The 16,560-nt window shown below is 64.7% G+C and carries 16 protein-coding genes; 13 read left to right on the top strand and 3 right to left on the bottom strand.

All coding sequences use genetic code 11. The annotated features are described in order from the left end of the window. Positions 1-45: 45 nt before the first annotated feature. The gene (gene uvrB, locus ACTIFK_RS05270) at positions 46-3,168 is read right to left on the bottom strand and encodes an excinuclease ABC subunit UvrB (protein ID WP_439541995.1); all 3,123 of its coding nucleotides are present in this window, start codon (positions 3,166-3,168) and stop codon (positions 46-48) included. 199 nt (positions 3,169-3,367) lie between these two features. Between uvrB and ACTIFK_RS05275 the strand changes: the two genes are divergently transcribed. From ACTIFK_RS05275 to ACTIFK_RS05285, 3 genes are all read left to right on the top strand, one after another. Next, positions 3,368-3,658 (top strand): PsiF family protein, encoded by a 291-nt coding sequence (locus tag ACTIFK_RS05275; protein WP_439541996.1) that lies wholly within the window; start codon positions 3,368-3,370, stop codon positions 3,656-3,658. A 151-nt stretch (positions 3,659-3,809) separates the two neighbouring features. Further along, on the top strand, positions 3,810-4,505 hold the full coding sequence (locus ACTIFK_RS05280) for a methyltransferase family protein (RefSeq protein WP_439541997.1): 696 nt from the start codon (positions 3,810-3,812) through the stop codon (positions 4,503-4,505). 122 nt (positions 4,506-4,627) lie between these two features. Next, positions 4,628-4,942, top strand: coding sequence for a hypothetical protein (locus ACTIFK_RS05285; RefSeq protein ID WP_439541998.1), 315 nt, complete (start codon positions 4,628-4,630; stop codon positions 4,940-4,942). Positions 4,943-5,367: 425 nt separating this feature from the next. Here ACTIFK_RS05285 and ACTIFK_RS05290 read toward each other — a convergent pair whose 3' ends face one another. Both ACTIFK_RS05290 and ACTIFK_RS05295 read right to left on the bottom strand, forming a co-directional pair. Next, a complete protein-coding gene (locus tag ACTIFK_RS05290) occupies positions 5,368-5,904 on the bottom strand; it encodes a DUF2155 domain-containing protein (RefSeq protein WP_439541999.1) in 537 nt (178 codons plus the stop codon). Positions 5,905-6,052: 148 nt separating this feature from the next. Further along, complete coding sequence (locus ACTIFK_RS05295) at positions 6,053-6,460, bottom strand: NADH:ubiquinone oxidoreductase subunit NDUFA12 (protein WP_439542000.1); 408 nt, start codon at positions 6,458-6,460, stop codon at positions 6,053-6,055. Between the two features lie 121 nt (positions 6,461-6,581). Between ACTIFK_RS05295 and ACTIFK_RS05300 the strand changes: the two genes are divergently transcribed. The 10 genes from ACTIFK_RS05300 to ACTIFK_RS05345 all read left to right on the top strand — a co-directional run bounded on the left by ACTIFK_RS05300 (position 6,582) and on the right by ACTIFK_RS05345 (position 16,470). After that, complete coding sequence (locus tag ACTIFK_RS05300; RefSeq protein WP_439542001.1) at positions 6,582-6,929, top strand: ArsR/SmtB family transcription factor; 348 nt, start codon at positions 6,582-6,584, stop codon at positions 6,927-6,929. Continuing rightward, positions 6,926-7,408 carry an SRPBCC family protein gene (locus ACTIFK_RS05305; protein ID WP_439542002.1) on the top strand — a complete coding sequence of 161 codons (483 nt, stop codon included), beginning with the start codon at positions 6,926-6,928 and terminating at the stop codon, positions 7,406-7,408. The genes ACTIFK_RS05300 and ACTIFK_RS05305 overlap by 4 nt, the downstream gene beginning before the upstream one ends. Before the next feature lie 13 nt (positions 7,409-7,421). Continuing rightward, entirely contained in the window at positions 7,422-7,658 is a 237-nt protein-coding gene (locus ACTIFK_RS05310) for a hypothetical protein (RefSeq protein WP_439542003.1), read from the top strand. After that, the gene (locus tag ACTIFK_RS05315; protein ID WP_439542004.1) at positions 7,658-9,163 is read left to right on the top strand and encodes a sodium:solute symporter family protein; all 1,506 of its coding nucleotides are present in this window, start codon (positions 7,658-7,660) and stop codon (positions 9,161-9,163) included. Before ACTIFK_RS05310 ends, ACTIFK_RS05315 begins: the two co-directional genes overlap by 1 nt. A 23-nt stretch (positions 9,164-9,186) precedes the next feature. After that, the gene (locus ACTIFK_RS05320) at positions 9,187-9,834 is read left to right on the top strand and encodes a pyridoxamine 5'-phosphate oxidase family protein (protein ID WP_439542005.1); all 648 of its coding nucleotides are present in this window, start codon (positions 9,187-9,189) and stop codon (positions 9,832-9,834) included. 531 nt (positions 9,835-10,365) lie between these two features. Further along, entirely contained in the window at positions 10,366-14,130 is a 3,765-nt protein-coding gene (locus tag ACTIFK_RS05325) for a vitamin B12-dependent ribonucleotide reductase (RefSeq protein ID WP_439542006.1), read from the top strand. Positions 14,131-14,143: 13 nt separating this feature from the next. After that, a complete protein-coding gene (locus ACTIFK_RS05330) occupies positions 14,144-14,509 on the top strand; it encodes a hypothetical protein (protein WP_439542007.1) in 366 nt (121 codons plus the stop codon). A gap of 111 nt (positions 14,510-14,620) precedes the next feature. Further along, the gene (locus ACTIFK_RS05335) at positions 14,621-14,863 is read left to right on the top strand and encodes a hypothetical protein (protein ID WP_439542008.1); all 243 of its coding nucleotides are present in this window, start codon (positions 14,621-14,623) and stop codon (positions 14,861-14,863) included. Between the two features lie 548 nt (positions 14,864-15,411). Next, on the top strand, positions 15,412-15,750 hold the full coding sequence (locus ACTIFK_RS05340; protein ID WP_439542009.1) for a hypothetical protein: 339 nt from the start codon (positions 15,412-15,414) through the stop codon (positions 15,748-15,750). 111 nt (positions 15,751-15,861) lie between these two features. Next, positions 15,862-16,470, top strand: coding sequence for a hypothetical protein (locus ACTIFK_RS05345; protein WP_439542010.1), 609 nt, complete (start codon positions 15,862-15,864; stop codon positions 16,468-16,470). Positions 16,471-16,560: the final 90 nt, after the last annotated feature.

Below are 16,560 nucleotides of genomic sequence, written 5' to 3' on the forward strand. Positions count from 1 at the left end.
TGAGGCAGACTTGATGCAAGACGATTGATCGGGCAACCCATTCCGCTACTTCCCCGGCCGGCCCGTCTTCCGCGCGCGCCCCTTGCGCGCTTTCGTCTGCGCGGGATCGTCGAATTCGACGCTCCGCGAGGGCTTCGGCGGCGGCACGAGATCGGGCTTCTGCGGCAACGGTCCGCCCGACTTCACCGGCAGCGATGCATGCGGGCCCATTTCGTCGAGCGTCGGCTTGTGCGGCCCACGCACGCCTTCGCCGAACGCGCCCGCCTTCGTGCGCGGGTCGATCCGGGGATCGCGCGCCGGGATCGGCCGGTCCGTACCCGGCCCCATGTTGTCGAGCGACGGCTTCTGGATGCGTGAGCCGCCCGCCGGCCGCGACGCCGACTGCGCATACGTTGGCTGCACGGGTTCATACTCAGTCGCAATGCGGGACGGTGTGGTTCCCCCCCTCCTAGCCTCCCCCACAAGGGGGGAGGGACCAGGTTGTGCGAGGGGCTCTCGACCAGTCCCCTCCCCCTTGTGGGGAGGGTTAGGGTGGGGGGATCCCCGACGCGTCTTCTCGGCCAGCACGTTCGCGTTGCCGGCGAACTTGCGGTCGCCCTCGAAGCGCCCGGCCTTTTCCTCAACCGCCGACTGCCGCGCCAGCGGATCGTCGGCAATCGCAAGCTCCGTCTCGCGCAGCCGCTTGAGCTCGTCGCGCAGCCGTGCCGCCGTTTCGAATTCGAGGTCGGCCGCCGCCTCGCGCATGCGCCGCTCCATGTCGGCGATGACGGCCGCAAGGTTGTGCCCCACGGTCGGACTGTCCGCCAGCCCCGCATCGACCGTCACGTGATCCTGCTCGTAGACGGATCTCAGCACGTCCTGGATATTGTGCTTGATGCTCTCCGGCGTGATGCCGTGCTCGGTGTTGTAGGCGACCTGCTTTTCGCGGCGGCGGTCCGTTTCCGCCATCGCGCGCTCCATCGAGCCCGTGATCTGGTCCGCATAGAGGATGACGCGCCCGTCGACGTTGCGCGCGGCGCGGCCGATGGTCTGCACCAGCGACGTCTCGCTGCGCAGGAAACCCTCCTTGTCGGCGTCGAGAATGGCCACCAGCGCGCACTCGGGAATGTCGAGGCCCTCGCGCAGCAGGTTGATGCCGATCAGCACGTCGAATGCGCCGAGCCGCAGGTCGCGGATGATCTCGATCCGCTCCAGCGTTTCGATATCGGAATGCATGTAGCGCACGCGGATACCCGCCTCGTGCATGTACTCGGTCAGATCCTCGGCCATGCGCTTGGTGAGCGTGGTGACGAGCGAGCGGTAGCCTTGCTTGGCGACCTGGCGCACCTCGTCGAGCAGATCGTCCACCTGCGTCTTGGCCGAGCGGATCTCCACCGGAGGATCGATCAGGCCAGTCGGACGGATGACCTGCTCGGCGAACGCGCCGCCGGTCTCGTTCATCTCCCAGCCGCCCGGCGTCGCCGAGACGGCAACGGTCTGCGGCCGCATCGCGTCCCACTCCTCGAACCGCAACGGGCGATTGTCCATGCACGAGGGCAAACGGAAACCGTACTCCGCCAGCGTCGCCTTGCGCCGGTAGTCGCCGCGGAACATGCCGCCGATCTGCGGCACCGTCACATGGCTCTCGTCGACGAACACGAGCGCGTTGTCGGGCAGATACTCGAACAGCGTCGGCGGCGGATCGCCGGGATTGCGCCCCGTCAGATAGCGCGAATAGTTTTCGATGCCGGCGCAGGAGCCGGTCGCCTCCATCATTTCCATGTCGAACACGGTGCGCTGTTCCAGCCGCTGCGCTTCGAGCAGCTTGCCCGTGTCGTACAGTTCGTTGAGCCGCTGCTTCAGCTCGCTCTTGATGCTCTTGATCGCCTGCTGCAGCGTCGGCTTCGGCGTCACGTAGTGCGAATTGGCGTAGATCTTCACGAGCGCCAGCTCGTCGGTCTTCTGCCCCGTCAGCGGATCGAACTCGGCGATGCTTTCCACTTCGTCGCCGAACAGCGAGATCCGCCACGCGCGATCCTCGTAGTGCGCCGGAAAGACTTCGACCGTATCGCCGCGCACCCGGAAGTTGCCGCGCACGAACGCCGCCTCGTTGCGCCGGTAATGCAGCGCCACGAGATCGGCCAGCAGTTGGTCGCGCGACAGCCGCTCGCCCACCTTTACGGCGAACGTCATGGCCGTATAGGTCTCGACCGAGCCGATACCGTAGATGCACGACACGGACGCGACGATGATCACGTCATCGCGTTCGAGCAGCGCGCGCGTCGCCGCATGGCGCATGCGGTCGATCTGCTCGTTGATGTCGGCTTCTTTCTCGATGTAGGTGTCGGTGCGCGGAACGTACGCTTCCGGCTGGTAGTAGTCGTAGTACGACACGAAGTACTCGACCGCGTTCTCCGGAAAGAAGCTCTTCATCTCGCCGTAGAGCTGCGCGGCGAGCGTCTTGTTCGGCGCCAGGATCAGCGCCGGCCGCTGCGTCGCCCCGATCACCTGCGCCATCGTGAACGTCTTGCCCGAACCGGTGACGCCCAGCAGCACCTGCGTTTTCTCGTGCTGATTCACGCCGCCGACGAGTTCGGCGATCGCCGTCGGCTGGTCGCCCTTCGGTTCGAACTCCGAGACGATCTCGAACGCGCGACCGCCTTCGCTTTTCTCCGGACGTTCGGGGCGATGCGGCATGAACATCGGCATCGAACCCGACACAAGCGGATGCGACGCGATCATCGGCTGCCGGGCGAGAATGTCCTTCGCCTTGTCGGAGCGCTCGGCAGGTTTCGTCAGGATCGCGGTGAGGCTGTCACCCAGGCTTTCGCCCGCGGTGGCGCGCGGCGGCAGCGGCCCTTGCTGGCGCAGCGCCGGAAGCGTCGAACGCGACGGCTGCGTCCGGTCTGAGCCCTCTGACCCCGACTCCCCGCCGGCGGGAAAGCTGGAGGCCTGCTCGAGGCTTTGAACTGGAGCGCCGGTAAACTCAGCCTGCGGCGCTTCGGCAAATCCCTGCGCGGCCGCCTTCGCGTTGGCACGGGTCGAGCCGCGCGTTTCGGGGGTCCCTGCAGCCGTTTCGCCGGGCGGCGGCGTGGGCTTGCCCGACCGCGCGCGAGCCTTGCCGGAGGCGAGCGCCTGAGAACGACGCGGCGGCTTTGAGGAACCGGGAGACTTTGGGGATGAGGCCATGGACCGGAATATGGCGCGTTGAACGCCCGGAGAAAAGGGGAGGTTCGCGTGTCGTTCTCGCCAGCCTTACCAATCCGTAGGGCGCAGGCAATGAGGCCGAGAGATTGGTGGTGTTTAAGGGATGGACCGCAACGGCCACGGGCCGGGGCGACACCGCCGAAGGGGGGCGGCGAGTTCAAACTGTATGAGGAAAACCCCCATGTCGAAAACAATGTCTTTCGTAACCGCTGCCCTGATGCTGGCCATGGGCTTTGCCGGTGCCGCGTCCGCCGCCGACGCCAAGAAGGCCCCCCCGGCTGCTCATCCGCGCAGCCAGGCGTCGCTGCAATGCTCGGCTGACGCCGATGCCAAGAACTTGCACGGCAAGGCACGCGTGGCATTCCGCCACGATTGCCTGCGCAAGGCCGCTCCGCACAAGGCCACCTACAAAAAGCCGGCGCAACCCACAGCGCCCGCTAACAATGCCGAAAAGCCCTACAACAAAACCTGATTTAAACCTGCGTTTCCGACCCTACCCCTCCCCCCCTGGACCCGCCGGTTGTGCGGGTCCTTTTTTTTGCCTGCCGCTACGGGCTTGAAGTGGCGCGCCCCCACGGACACATGAGCAGGCGTCGGCGTCTCCGAAAGATCGAGGTCGTACTATGCCGAATGTGGATCCCGTGGTCTGGAAACTGGTCAGCCGCACGCTCGTATGGCTCGTGATCAACGCCGCTCTCTTATTCGTCCCCGCGGGAACCATCGCGTGGCCGGAAGCCTGGATCTATCTCGCCCTCATCGGCGTGATGGGCCTCATATCGGGCCTCATCATCGGCAAGCATGACCCGGCGCTCCTGGAAGAGCGCATGAAACCCTTCGTCCAACAGGGACAAAAGGGCTGGGACAAGATCCTGCTCTCCGTGTTCTTCGTGCTCTGGCTCGCACAATATCCCATCGCCGGGCTCGATGCGGTCCGCTTCAAAACCTCGGACATGCCGGTATGGCTCGAAGCGGCCGGCGCGTTCGGCGTCGCATTCGGGATTTATGCCTTCCACGTCGTGATGCGGGCGAACACGTTCGCGGCGCCGGTGGTGAAGATCCAGACCGAACGCAGCCACCACGTCGTGTCGACGGGGCCCTATGCCTATGTGCGCCATCCCATGTACGGCGGCGCCATCGCGTTGATTCTCGGAACGGGCCTGCTGCTGGGCTCGTGGTACGCGACCGCGCTCGGCGTGATCCTCATTCTGCTGCTCGCTGGCCGCGCCGTGCTCGAGGAGGAAACGTTGAAACGCGAGCTCGAGGGCTACGAGGCCTACGCCGCGCGCGTACGCTCCCGCCTGATCCCGGGCATTTGGTGAGGCCCAAACAATCCTACGGAGTACCCTTACGAATTGGCGAGCGCACTTGTCGGCCGGCTCCCGTCCGACCATGTAAATGCGATCACGGATAACGCCTGTCCGTTCCGCCATGGAGACAGTTCATGATCAAGATTGTCCCGATCGCACTCGCCGTTCTCGCCCTGTCGGCCGTGCATGTCGTGATCGCCCCACCCGCCGCACAGGCCGCCATCGTCTGCAAGGACGGCTTCCAGATGTCGAGCAACGGATGGATTTCCACGCCCTACTGCAACGACGCGGAACTCGCCCGCGTCGCCCGCCAGCATGGCGTGCGCGTCTCCGATGCGGACATGCGGGCAAACCCGGCGCGCAAATACGAAATCTGCCGTTTCTTGAGCGGCAGCCTGGCCGCGCGCGACTACTGCCCCGATGGCGACAGCTCGGGTCGCGGACGCTAGAGCATTTTCCGATTTGCCGGACCCGCCAGTTTATGCCCTCCCCCGTCCATGCGAAGCATGGCTTCGCCATGACGGGGAGGGTCGCGCGAATGCGCGGGGTGGGGTGAAGCCGGAGAACAAGCGTGAGTTTTTTACCCTCCCCCACCGCTAGCCCCTCCCCGCATTCATGCGGAGCATGGCTTCGCCATGATGGGGAGGGGGAAGCGCGCGATTCCGTATGATCGGATTTTGCTCTAGCGTCTTTCCGGTTCGGGTGGACGCAGTGCAGTGCCCTCACCCGGAAGCGAAGCCACTCTTCGCATGAACGGGAAAGGCGACGACGGTGTTGTCTATTTTTCAACCACAATTCCCTCTCCCCTTGGGGAGAGGGTTAGGGTGAGGGGTGATGAGGGTAAGGGTAAAGGTAAAGGGGGGGGAGAGCGCCGTTAGCGCCGGACGCGCCGGCGCTGCGTTTCGGCGGGGTTGTCGTCACCCGGATCGACCGCGCCCGCATCCGGCGCCTGCCCTTCGACGGTCGGCGGTCCGGGCTGCTGCTGGGCGATCGAATTGCGCGGCTTCTGGCAATCGGTCAGCCACACGTCGAATACGGGATGCTCGACCGCATTGAGGCCCGGGCTCTGCGCGAACATCCAGCCCGTGAAGATGCGCTTCTCGTTCCCGTCGAGTTGAACCTCGTCGACCTCGACGAACGATGTCGTCTTGGGCGGCTCGGTCGGCGGCCGCGAATAGCAGACACGCGGCGTGACCTTCAGCGCCCCGAACTGCACCGTCTCGCCAATGGCCACTTCGAGCGTCTTGATCGTCGCCGTCACCTTGTCGAGTGCGGAGAACACCGCCACGCGATTGTCGTAGCGCGTGTCGTCGGCGGCGGCGGGCGCAGAACCGAGCGCCGCCAGGGCAACGCCCAGCGCGGCGGCCGCGCCGCCCGTCATCTGTTTCAAGCCTGTCTTGAGGCTAATCATAAAGCCCGCGTCCTTAAGGCGACGGAGCCCGTCCGCCGTGCTTGCCCAATCCCATGCGGCCCAACGATGGCGCAGCCGTGGCGGAAGCCTCCGCTGGACCGGGTAAGGCGCCACGACATGAACCGCGACATGAGCGTGTCGCGCCAGCTCAATCCGGACGCCAGGGTTTGTAGTCGCCGGTCGCCTTCGGCCTCTGCCCGCTCGCCAGAATGGAGCCGCTCGGCCGGTACGCGTCCGGCGTGCCGGTCATGTTGGGCCGATGCGGCTTTTCCCAGGCGCGCGGCACATAGCGCTCCTCGGTCGGCGGCGTGTCGAAGGTGTGGTGCAGCCAGCCGTGCCACTCCGGCGGCACTTTCGACGGCTCGGCCAGCCCCTTGTAGGTGACCCAGCGGCGCGGACGCCCGTGACAAGCTTCGGCGCCGACCCCTTTGATCTGCTCGTAGTAGCGGTTGCCGAACGAGTCGCCCCCGACATAGCGGCCTTGGCGCGCGATCGTGAGCCGCGTCCCCCAGGTGTTGCCGCCCCACCAGCTGAAGATCTCGCTGAAAATGCCCATGCTTCTGTGCCTCTGCGGTGGCGTTAGTCATGAACTACCGCGCTCCGCCGCCAATTGCCAGCCGCCTTTCGGCGCAGCCAACCGTCTTGACCGCAATGCGCGGTCCGCATAGCTTAACAGTATGGTTGAACGACAAACTGCGGACCTCGACCGGGTCTTTCACGCGCTCTCCGATCCGTCCCGCCGCGCCATCCTGCGCCAGCTGACGGCTGGACCGCGCACGGTCGGCGAATTGGCCGATCCCCTGCCGATGTCCCTGGCCGCGGCCTCCAAGCACATCAAGGTGCTCGAGCAGTCCGGGCTGCTTCAAAGGCAGGTGCAATGGCGCACGCACCTCTGCCGCTTGAACCCCGCCCCGCTTGCGGCGGCCCGCACGTGGATTGACGAATACGAAGCGTTCTGGGACCAACGCTTCGATGCGCTGACGGCCTGGTTCGAAGATCGCGACAAGGACGACCAAGAGAAATGAGCCGGACCGATATGCGCCCTGTCGTGCTCCGGCGATCCATTCCCGCATCGGCCGGCGAGGTCTACGCGGCCTGGACGACGCCGGACATCATGCGTCGCTGGCTCGCGCCGGGGCCGAACGAGGTCATCTCGATCGAGGCCGACCTCCGCGTCGGCGGCGCCTTTCGCATCCGCTTCCAGGCGCCCGACGGCGTCATCCACACCATCGACGGCCAATACCGGGATCTCCAACCCGGCCGGCGCATCGTGATGACGTGGGCCTACAGCGGTCCCGTTGCCCTGATTTGCAACATGGAAACCTTGATCGAGGTGGACTTCGAACAGATCGCCGCCGGCACCACGGAAATGACCTTCACCCAAAGCCAGTTCGCGAGCGCCGAGGCAGCCGATGCCTACGCGGGCGACTGGCCAAGCTGCTTCACCAAACTGGACGGGGCCGTCAGTGCACCCGCCGGCAAAAAACACAAAGACGGAACGTAGGGGAGGAAGTGGAATGACACGAGCCGATGGAGGGCGGCGCCACAAGCGCGCGTCCTGGATTACTGCGTGGTTCGCAATCGACGCCGTCGTGGCGCTCGCGCCGCCGATTTACTGGGCAGCCGACGGCCAGACCGCACCCATTCTCGGTGTGCCGGCAGCCGTGTTCTATTTCGTGGCCGTCGCCGTCTGCATCACCGCCAGCATCGCCGCCGCCTATACCGCTGAAGCGCGCAACGGGGAGGCGAACTGATGCTCATAACATTCGGCGCGCTTGCCGCCTTCTTTGTCATCGTGATCCTGGTCCTGCAGGCCAGCGGTATTCGTGACCGCAACTTTTCCGAATACGCCGTAGGCGGCCGCGCGTTCGACGCGCGCTATCAGGCCATGTCGTTCCTCAACACCTGGTATCCGGGCGCGATGTTCACCGCCTTCGGCGGCATGGCCGCCAGCACGGGCGTCATCTCGTTTTACGTTCTGTCCTACAGCCTGCTCACCGTCGTGCTCATGTACCTGATGGCGCGGCCGGTCTGGATCTGGGGCAAAACCTTCGATCTCAGAACGCAGCCCGATCTTCTGTCGCTGCGCTTCAATTCCCGCCACATCAAGACGATCGCGGCCGTCGTCGGCATCATCTCCGGCATTCCGTGGCTCGTGCTCGGCATGCAGGCGCTCGGAACGCTGTTCCAGTACATGTCGCTCGGCACCCTGACATTCTCGCAAGCGGTCATCGCGGGCGTCGCCGTCATCGCCCTGCGGCAGATCTGGACCGTCCGCATGGGCATGCGCGGCGTTGTCATCTCGGACATGGTCCAGGGCATCTTCGCCTACTTCATCGGCACGGCCATGCTCGTCGGCCTCATCCTCTGGATGGTGGTCGCGAAGGACATCTCCTTCGCCTCGCTCGAGCCGCGCATGTTCGCCATCCCGTCGATCGGCTCCACGGAAGGCCCGCTCTACGTCTTCAGCCTCATCCTGACCGGCACCATCGGCGGCTGGTGCTGGCCGTACATCTTCGTACGGCTCTTCACGGCGGATGGCGTCGAAAGCTTGAAGAAGTCCGCGGCGCTCGCCGTGCCGCTGTCGCTGGCCTTCTGCGTCGCATTGCTCGTCTTCGGCATGCTCGCCTCGAAGATTCCAGGCGTCGCAGAGCGCCCGAACGACGTCTGGTTCATCGTCAGCCAGGAGGCCGGAGGGCTATGGCTGCTCGGCCTCGCAGGCGTCATCGTGCTCGCCGCCACGATGGGCCACACCGACGGCAACATCCAGGCCACGGGCGCGCAGATCGCCAACGACCTGATCGGCAACTATTGGAAGCTCGACGAGCGCCAGCTCATCGCGCTGGCCAAGGTCGGCATGCTCGGCCTGACCGCGCTCTCGGCATGGCTGGCCTGCCTCGAGCTCCCCGCCCTGTTCCAACTCGGCGTGCTGGCCTACCAGGGCATCATCCAGCTCGCCGTTCCGCAGTTCCTCGGCATCTTCTGGCGCCGCGGCAACAAGTACGGCGCCATCGCTGGAATGACGGTCGGCTTCGCGATCGCCGTCGCCCTCGAACTGCTCTTCCCGGGCTACCTGCCGTGGGCGTACGGGCTCACCTCAGGCGCGGTCGCGCTGGTCGTCAATCTGGCGATATACGTGGCCTTTGCTTATCTCGTCCCCGAGACGGAGGCGGATCGCAAACGCGTCGATGACCTGTTCGACCTTGTCGAGGAGCGCCGTCTGCGCGTCCCTCAGCCTCTTCCGCAGCCGGCCGAGTAAGGCCGCAAGCAAGGAGAACGCCGATGACGGACATCTATTCGGACTGTCACCGCGTCCTCCAGCAACGCTACGATGCGCGGCCGCTCGCCGACAGGACAGCGGCCGCCATCGTCCATTCCGAGTTCACGCCCGAAGACATCGCGTTCATATCCGAGCGCGACTTCTTCTTTCTCTCGACCGTCGATCCCAATGGCAGCCCGACCGTCTCCTATAAAGGCGGCGCCCCGGGCTTCGTCCGCGTGGAGGACAACACGCTGGTCTTCCCGTCGTACGACGGGAACGGCATGTTCCTGTCGATGGGCAACATCACGGAAAATCCGCACGTCGGCCTGTTGTTCATGGATTTCGAGCGGCCGCGCCGCCTGCGCGTGCAGGGAACGGCGGCGCTCGACGAAGGCCCGGCGCGCGAAGCCTTTCCGGGCGCGCAATTTCTGGTGCGCGTCGAACCGAAGCAGATTTTCGTCAACTGCCCCCGGTACGTTCACAAATACCAGCGGGTCGAATCCTCGAAATACGTGCCGGCCGCCGATGGGTCGGCGCCGCTCGCGCTCTGGAAGCGCCTCGAAATCGTGCATGACACGCTGACGCCCAAGGAACAGGCCGAAGTCGCAGCGGCGGGCTTCATCTCGTTCGACGAATACCAGGCCAAGGTCGACGCCGGCGAAGGCTGACGCGGCCACCCGGATTGGATCGCGCACCGCGGAGTTGCCGACACAGCGATTGAGACGGATTTGCAACACCGACCCCGATACCCGACCGAAAGGGAATCGGCGTAGTCTTTCGTCAGCCTTCGGCATCGCCCGGCTTGCGGCGTTCTCCACATGCCCGAATTTGGGGCATTCCGCGCCAAGCCCGCGTTTTCCGGCTCTCCGCGGTGTCAATCCCCAACTTACCAACACCCGCTAGATGTAGTCTCGGTTGCCCCTGCGACCTACAAAATATAGCTCGCCCGAGTTTCGCCCTGACTCGAATCACACTAGCTTGATGTTGTCGCCGGCCGGATTGAGGGATCGGGTTTGGCGGCCCAAATGCGTACTCCACAATTGCTCTGTCACCTGCCCGCGTCAGCACCGTTTTGAATGCTGACCTCGGAACGCCGCACCGCGGCGGGCCACAGGTGAAGTGTGTCCAAAAATCATCGCAGCGTCATCCTGTAGCTCGTTACGCCGCACGTCCGCAAATCGCTACTGCACGAGGGAAAAATGAAGATCACGCGGCGCTTTACGACTGCAGGCAAGTCTCCCTACGAGACCATCGAATTCCGCCGCGCGACATCTGAGATCAAGAACCCCGACGGCTCTGTCGTCTTCCGCCTCGAAGGCTTCGAGGTTCCCGAGGCCTGGAGTCAGGTCGCCGCCGACATTCTCGCGCAGAAGTACTTCCGCAAGGCAGGCGTGCCGCGCCGCCTGAAGAAATTCGAAGAGACGCAGGTTCCGTCCTGGCTCTGGCGCTCGGTCGCCGACGATCGCGCGCTGGCAGTGCTCCCCGAAGCCGAGCGCTTCGGCGGTGAGAGCGACGCCCGCCAGGTCTTCGATCGCCTCGCCGGCACCTGGACCTACTGGGGCTGGAAGGGCGGCTACTTCACCACCGAGGATGACGCCCGCGCCTTCTACGACGAACATCGCTACATGCTGGCTCGTCAGATGGCCGCGCCGAACTCGCCGCAGTGGTTCAACACCGGCCTGCACTGGGCCTATGGCATCGACGGTCCGAGCCAGGGCCATTTCTATGTCGACCACGAGACCGGCGAGTTGACGGTTTCGGCCTCGTCGTACGAGCATCCGCAGCCGCACGCCTGCTTCATCCAGTCGGTCAATGACGATCTCGTCAACGAGAACGGCATCATGGACCTGTGGGTGCGCGAAGCGCGCCTCTTCAAATACGGCTCCGGCACCGGCTCGAACTTCTCCAGCCTGCGCGGCGCCAATGAGCGTCTCTCCGGCGGTGGCCGCTCGTCCGGCCTCATGAGCTTCCTCAAGATCGGCGACCGCGCCGCGGGCGCCATCAAGTCCGGCGGCACGACGCGCCGCGCCGCCAAGATGGTGGTCGTCGACGTCGATCATCCGGATATCGAGGAATACATAGGCTGGAAGGTGAAGGAGGAGCAGAAGGTTGCAGCCCTCGTCACCGGCTCGCGCATCTGCCAGAAGCGCCTCAAGGCCGTGATGAAGGCCTGCATCAATTGCGATGCGGACGGGGACGCTTGCTTCGATCCCGCCAAGAACCCGGCGCTCAAGCGCGCCATCAAGGAAGCCCGTCGCGACGACGTGCCGACGAACTACGTCCTTCGCGTCATCCAGTTCGCGCGCCAGGGCTACAAGGACATCGACTTTTCGATCTACGACACCGATTGGGACAGCGAAGCCTACCTCACCGTCTCCGGCCAGAATTCGAACAACTCCGTGCGCGTCACGGACGACTTCCTGCGCGCCGTCGAGGACGACAAGGTCTGGGCGCTCACCTCGCGCACGTCCGGCAAGACCGTGAAAACCGTGCAGGCCCGCGACCTCTGGGAACAGATCGGTCATGCCGCCTGGGCGTCGGCCGATCCCGGCATTCAGTTCCACACCACCATCAACGACTGGCACACCTGCCCGCAGTCGGGACCGATCCGCGCCTCGAACCCATGCTCGGAATACATGTTCCTCGACGACACGGCCTGCAACCTCGCCTCGATGAACCTGCTCACCTTCCGCAACGAAGGCGACAAGCGCTTCAACACGGACGACTTCGAGCACGCCTGCCGCTTGTGGACCGTGGTGCTCGAGATCTCGGTGCTGATGGCTCAGTTCCCGTCGAAGCAGATCGCTGAGCTCAGCTACCGCTACCGCACGCTCGGCCTCGGCTTCGCCAACATCGGCGGCCTGCTGATGGCGTCCGGCATTCCCTACGACTCGGACAAGGGCCGCGCCATCTGCGGCGCCATCTCGGCGCTCATGACAGGTGTGTCCTACGCCACGTCATCCGAAATGGCCGGCGAGCTTGGGCCGTTCCCGGGCTATGAGCCGAACCGCAACGACATGCTGCGCGTCATCCGTAATCACCGCCGCGCGGCCTACGGCAACGCCGAAGGCTACGAGGCCCTTTCGATTGCGCCTGTCCCTCTCGATACCGCGAACTGCCCCGACCAGAACCTGGTCGTCGCCGCCCAGGCGGCATGGGATGTCGCCCTCGACCGCGGCCAGAAGTGGGGCTTCCGCAACGCGCAGTCGACCGTCGTCGCGCCGACCGGCACCATCGGCCTCGTCATGGACTGCGACACCACCGGCATCGAGCCGGACTTCGCGCTCGTCAAGTTCAAGAAGCTGGCCGGCGGCGGCTACTTCAAGATCATCAACCGCGCCGTGCCCGAAGCGCTCCGCACGCTCGGCTACCGCGAAAGCGAGATCGCCGAGATCGAGGCCTACGCCGTCGGCCACGGCACGCTCGCCCAGGCGCCGCACGTCAACCACGGCTCGCTGATCGCCCGCGGCTTCACGCCGGAGATCCTGACGAAGATCGAGGCCGGTCTCGGCACCGCGTTCGACATCAAGTTCGTCTTCAACCGCTGGACGCTCGGCGACGACTTCCTGACCGGCACGCTGAAGATCCCGACCGCCAAGCTCGACGACCCGGCCTTCGAACTGCTGGCGCACCTCGGCTTCTCGAAGAAGGACATCGAGGCCACCAACGAGCACGTCTGCGGAGCCATGACGCTGGAAGGCGCGCCGCACATCAAGCCCGAGCATCTGCCGGTCTTCGATTGTGCCTCGCCCTGCGGCCGCAAAGGCAAGCGCTACCTCTCGGTCAAGAGCCACATCCACATGATGGCCGCGTCGCAGCCCTTCATCTCGGGTGCGATCTCGAAGACCATCAACATGCCGAACGAGGCGACCGTCGAGGACTGCAAGGAAAGCTACAAGCTCTCCTGGCGTCTCGCCCTCAAGGCCAACGCCCTTTACCGCGACGGCTCCAAGCTCTCGCAGCCCCTGAACGCCCAGGTGCTCGGCGACGACGCTGACGAGCAGGACGAAGTTGCCGAGCAGGTGACATCCGACAAGCCGATGGTCGACCGCATCCTCGTCACGGCAGAGCGCCTGGCGAAGCGCGTCACCGAACTCGAAGCCGAGCTGAAAGCCGCCTCGGCCCACCAGCGCGAGAAGCTTCCCGGCCGCCGCAAGGGCTACACGCAGAAGGCCTCCGTCGGCGGTCACAAGGTCTATCTCCGCACGGGCGAGTACGACAACGGCGGCCTCGGCGAGATCTTCATCGACATGCACAAGGAAGGCGCCGCCTTCCGCTCGTTGATGAACAACTTCGCCATCGCCATCTCGCTCGGCCTTCAGTACGGCGTGCCGCTGGAAGAGTACGTGGAGGCCTTCACCTTCACGCGCTTCGAGCCGGCCGGCCTCGTACAGGGCAACGAGACGATCAAGAACGCGACCTCGATCCTCGACTACATCTTCCGCGAACTGGCCGTGTCCTACCTCGGCCGCAACGACCTCGCGCATGTCGATCCGCGCGAAATCGTGGGTGAGACGGGCCTCGGGTCATCCGACCAGGAGACGGATGAGCAGCTCGATCTCAACCTGCCGGAGAGCGTGACGAAGGTGGTGTCGAAGGGCTTCATGCGCGGCAATCTTCGCCTCGCGTCCGGCGGCCGCGGCCAGCATCACGAGACGGCGCACGCCGTATCGCTGCAGCACGATCTCACGGAAACCTATCCGATGACCGAAGGCGCGACCGCGCTCTACACCACCGACGGCGCCACCGCGCTGAAGGCGGATACCGAGGTCATGTACCGGCGCACGACGGTTTCCGAAACGCAGGTCGTGGCGACCAAGCGCTCATCCAACGACCGCGTCGCGGAAGCGCGCCTGCGCGGCTACGAGGGCGTCTCGTGCTCGGAATGCCAGAACTTCACGATGGTGCGAAACGGCACCTGTCTCAAATGCGACACCTGCGGCTCGACCAGCGGTTGTAGCTAAAGGGTATGCGACTATGAAATCGTTCTACGATCGCGTCTGCACTCAAGTGCACGAGCTCGATAAGTCATCCGACGAGGATGAAAAGTTACTCGAGGTGGTTGTGCGTCATATCGACGACGCACAATGCCGACGGGATGGGCAACGCGTATCGATCGACGATGGAGTCGCGCGGGTGGAATACAAAGGTGAAGTGAGCGCTCAGTTCACCGTAAAAAATGGCCAATACCTGTACCGAAGTCCAAAATCAGATTGGACATCGGCGCCGAATTTTGAGGCCATTCTTACCGGGCTGGCGAAGCAGATCGCGATCACAATTAGGAACTACCGCGAGAGCCCATCTGAGCCGGTTAAGAAAAGCGCTCCCCTCTATCCTGTCTAGCTCAATCGGAGGGCGGGACCGCAAGGCCCCGCCCTTTTTTGTTCAGAACAAGAAATGACACGACGAACGGGAAGGAAGCGGCGCAACGATCGAGAGACGAGAACACGCCGAATGACCTCGACACCTTTTGAACTTCTGGAACTCCCGGACGGCCGCTGGTGCGTCGCCCGCATCGCGTCGGCGGCCAGCACTCTTATCGCGGGTTCGTTCGCGCCGCTGGAGTCGCTTGCCAACGCCGCGACGGCAGCCGCTCCCGGTCCGGTCGGCATCTTCCCCTCGCGCGACGCCGCCGAACTCGCCATCCAACGCGCCGCGCCCGCGCACGACGTCTTCTCCATTTGGCTCCGAGGGTGACGCGGGCTGGACCCCAACGAGCCGTGCCGATTTGACCTCGACGTCGGCCTCGGCCATCCGCTGTCTGTGGCCGAACCTACTTCCGGAACACGCTAGTAGGCGGTGCGCGGCGGTGATCCCCCGAATTTCGTCAACAATGACAATCGGCTGACACCGCTTCTTACCCCCACAATCCACAGACGGGGGCGTGCGCTTCTGTGGATCGAAGCAGGCGTGCAACAGACATCCACGCCAAAAAGCGCAATGTGAACAACGAGAACGTATGGCGCGGCGACGGGGGCGAAAGCACTCGCCGCAGCGTCCGCAAGGCAGGCTTCCCGACGGCTTACGCCGTGGCGACGCGTAGCGTCGAGCCCGCCTGACAGCCCTCCTCCCGGAACGGCTGCGCACGTCTCGCGTGTAACGCGTCCGCCAGAGTATCGCGTCAAAGAGCGTATCGCGTCGAAAAGCGTAACGCTTCGCCCAAAGTCACGGGATTGAAGCGCAACAGCGTCCATCAGTGTAAGAGTATCGAGGTACGGAACGGCTCCCTTCGAACGAGGGCGACCATGACCGCCTACATCCCAAGGCTTGCCCGGATCGCATCCGGACAAGGATCGAAAGGAAAGCGCTCCGCCTCGCCAGGCGACGGAGTGCTGCGGTCAGGCAGCATGAGAACCCTCGCGCGCATCGCGCCTGAAATCCGTCAGCGTCTCGCCATCGGCCGCCCGTTCTCGGATACGGCCCTGCTGGCGAGCCTCGCGGCCATCGCAAGCTACCCCTCGAACGAGGAGCGCTGGCGGGCAGCGGTATCCTCGACACTCGGACAGTACATCGCGAACAGCAGCCAGGACGTTCATCGCGCCCTGGTCACTCTGCTCTCGCTGCTGCCCGCGCCTGGTGCATAAGCCCCGCCCGAATCGGTTCATGATGAGGGCGGACACGGAATTTCGTTCGCCTTCGAAGGTCGGGCGCGCACCACGCGCCACCGCACCCGACAACCTGATACGGAGCTACCCATGCCGTCCGCCGGCCTCGCGGCCCCCGCCGTCGTTTACCTCCTGGCCGATCATCTCGACTCCGCTCTCGCCGCGGGTGAGGATCTCCTGAAATCGAATTTGAGCTGGAATGCAGGCGATGCGCGCCTCGCTGACGGGCTGAACGAGCAACGCCGTGAAGAACGCGCCGCCATCGAAGCCGCGCGCGGTCTCGAGATGGTGCTGCTCGCCCGCGTTCTGAAATCGCGGGAATGCGCCCAGGATCTGGCCAAGGCCGACAGCTATTTCAAACTTGTGTCCCGGCTCTACACGAGCGGCACGGAAATCATCGCCGACGCGGCGAGCGAACTCGCCGACGAGCAGGCCCAGGCCTTCGATGTTGGCGACGGCATGACGGGATATCTGCGCTCGCGCGGGCTGATCGACGAGGATGCGGCCGCCCCGCTGGACGCCACCGCTCTACCCGTCACCGAACAATATCGCGTCGCCGGCCGCATGGCGCTCGGGCCCCTGCTCGATCTCGTCGCGATGTTCCTCGACACGCTCGAGACGCATTACGAACTCTACGACCAGCCGCAGCGGCGCGGGGCAGATAAGCCCGACGCCGCCGCGACCAATGCCGCGATCTAGAGTGCTTCCGGAAAAGTGGATGCCGGTCATGGCGAAGCCATGCTAGCGACAGTGCCCGATAAGAAGCACGCCAAAGCAAAGAGCTAGAGT

Origin of the sequence: Hyphomicrobium sp., assembly GCF_051860585.1 — a bacterium.
Lineage (GTDB): Bacteria > Pseudomonadota > Alphaproteobacteria > Rhizobiales > Hyphomicrobiaceae > Hyphomicrobium_C.

What these genes read in the sequence shown, in the direction of transcription:
- uvrB (WP_439541995.1), bottom strand. Translation starts at nt 3,168, where the DNA reads ATGGCCTCATCCCCAAAGTCTCCCGGTTCCTCAAAGCCGCCGCGTCGT.
- ACTIFK_RS05275 (WP_439541996.1), top strand. Translation starts at nt 3,368, where the DNA reads ATGTCGAAAACAATGTCTTTCGTAACCGCTGCCCTGATGCTGGCCATG.
- ACTIFK_RS05280 (WP_439541997.1), top strand. Translation starts at nt 3,810, where the DNA reads ATGCCGAATGTGGATCCCGTGGTCTGGAAACTGGTCAGCCGCACGCTC.
- ACTIFK_RS05285 (WP_439541998.1), top strand. Translation starts at nt 4,628, where the DNA reads ATGATCAAGATTGTCCCGATCGCACTCGCCGTTCTCGCCCTGTCGGCC.
- ACTIFK_RS05290 (WP_439541999.1), bottom strand. Translation starts at nt 5,904, where the DNA reads ATGATTAGCCTCAAGACAGGCTTGAAACAGATGACGGGCGGCGCGGCC.
- ACTIFK_RS05295 (WP_439542000.1), bottom strand. Translation starts at nt 6,460, where the DNA reads ATGGGCATTTTCAGCGAGATCTTCAGCTGGTGGGGCGGCAACACCTGG.
- ACTIFK_RS05300 (WP_439542001.1), top strand. Translation starts at nt 6,582, where the DNA reads ATGGTTGAACGACAAACTGCGGACCTCGACCGGGTCTTTCACGCGCTC.
- ACTIFK_RS05305 (WP_439542002.1), top strand. Translation starts at nt 6,926, where the DNA reads ATGAGCCGGACCGATATGCGCCCTGTCGTGCTCCGGCGATCCATTCCC.
- ACTIFK_RS05310 (WP_439542003.1), top strand. Translation starts at nt 7,422, where the DNA reads ATGACACGAGCCGATGGAGGGCGGCGCCACAAGCGCGCGTCCTGGATT.
- ACTIFK_RS05315 (WP_439542004.1), top strand. Translation starts at nt 7,658, where the DNA reads ATGCTCATAACATTCGGCGCGCTTGCCGCCTTCTTTGTCATCGTGATC.
- ACTIFK_RS05320 (WP_439542005.1), top strand. Translation starts at nt 9,187, where the DNA reads ATGACGGACATCTATTCGGACTGTCACCGCGTCCTCCAGCAACGCTAC.
- ACTIFK_RS05325 (WP_439542006.1), top strand. Translation starts at nt 10,366, where the DNA reads ATGAAGATCACGCGGCGCTTTACGACTGCAGGCAAGTCTCCCTACGAG.
- ACTIFK_RS05330 (WP_439542007.1), top strand. Translation starts at nt 14,144, where the DNA reads ATGAAATCGTTCTACGATCGCGTCTGCACTCAAGTGCACGAGCTCGAT.
- ACTIFK_RS05335 (WP_439542008.1), top strand. Translation starts at nt 14,621, where the DNA reads ATGACCTCGACACCTTTTGAACTTCTGGAACTCCCGGACGGCCGCTGG.
- ACTIFK_RS05340 (WP_439542009.1), top strand. Translation starts at nt 15,412, where the DNA reads ATGACCGCCTACATCCCAAGGCTTGCCCGGATCGCATCCGGACAAGGA.
- ACTIFK_RS05345 (WP_439542010.1), top strand. Translation starts at nt 15,862, where the DNA reads ATGCCGTCCGCCGGCCTCGCGGCCCCCGCCGTCGTTTACCTCCTGGCC.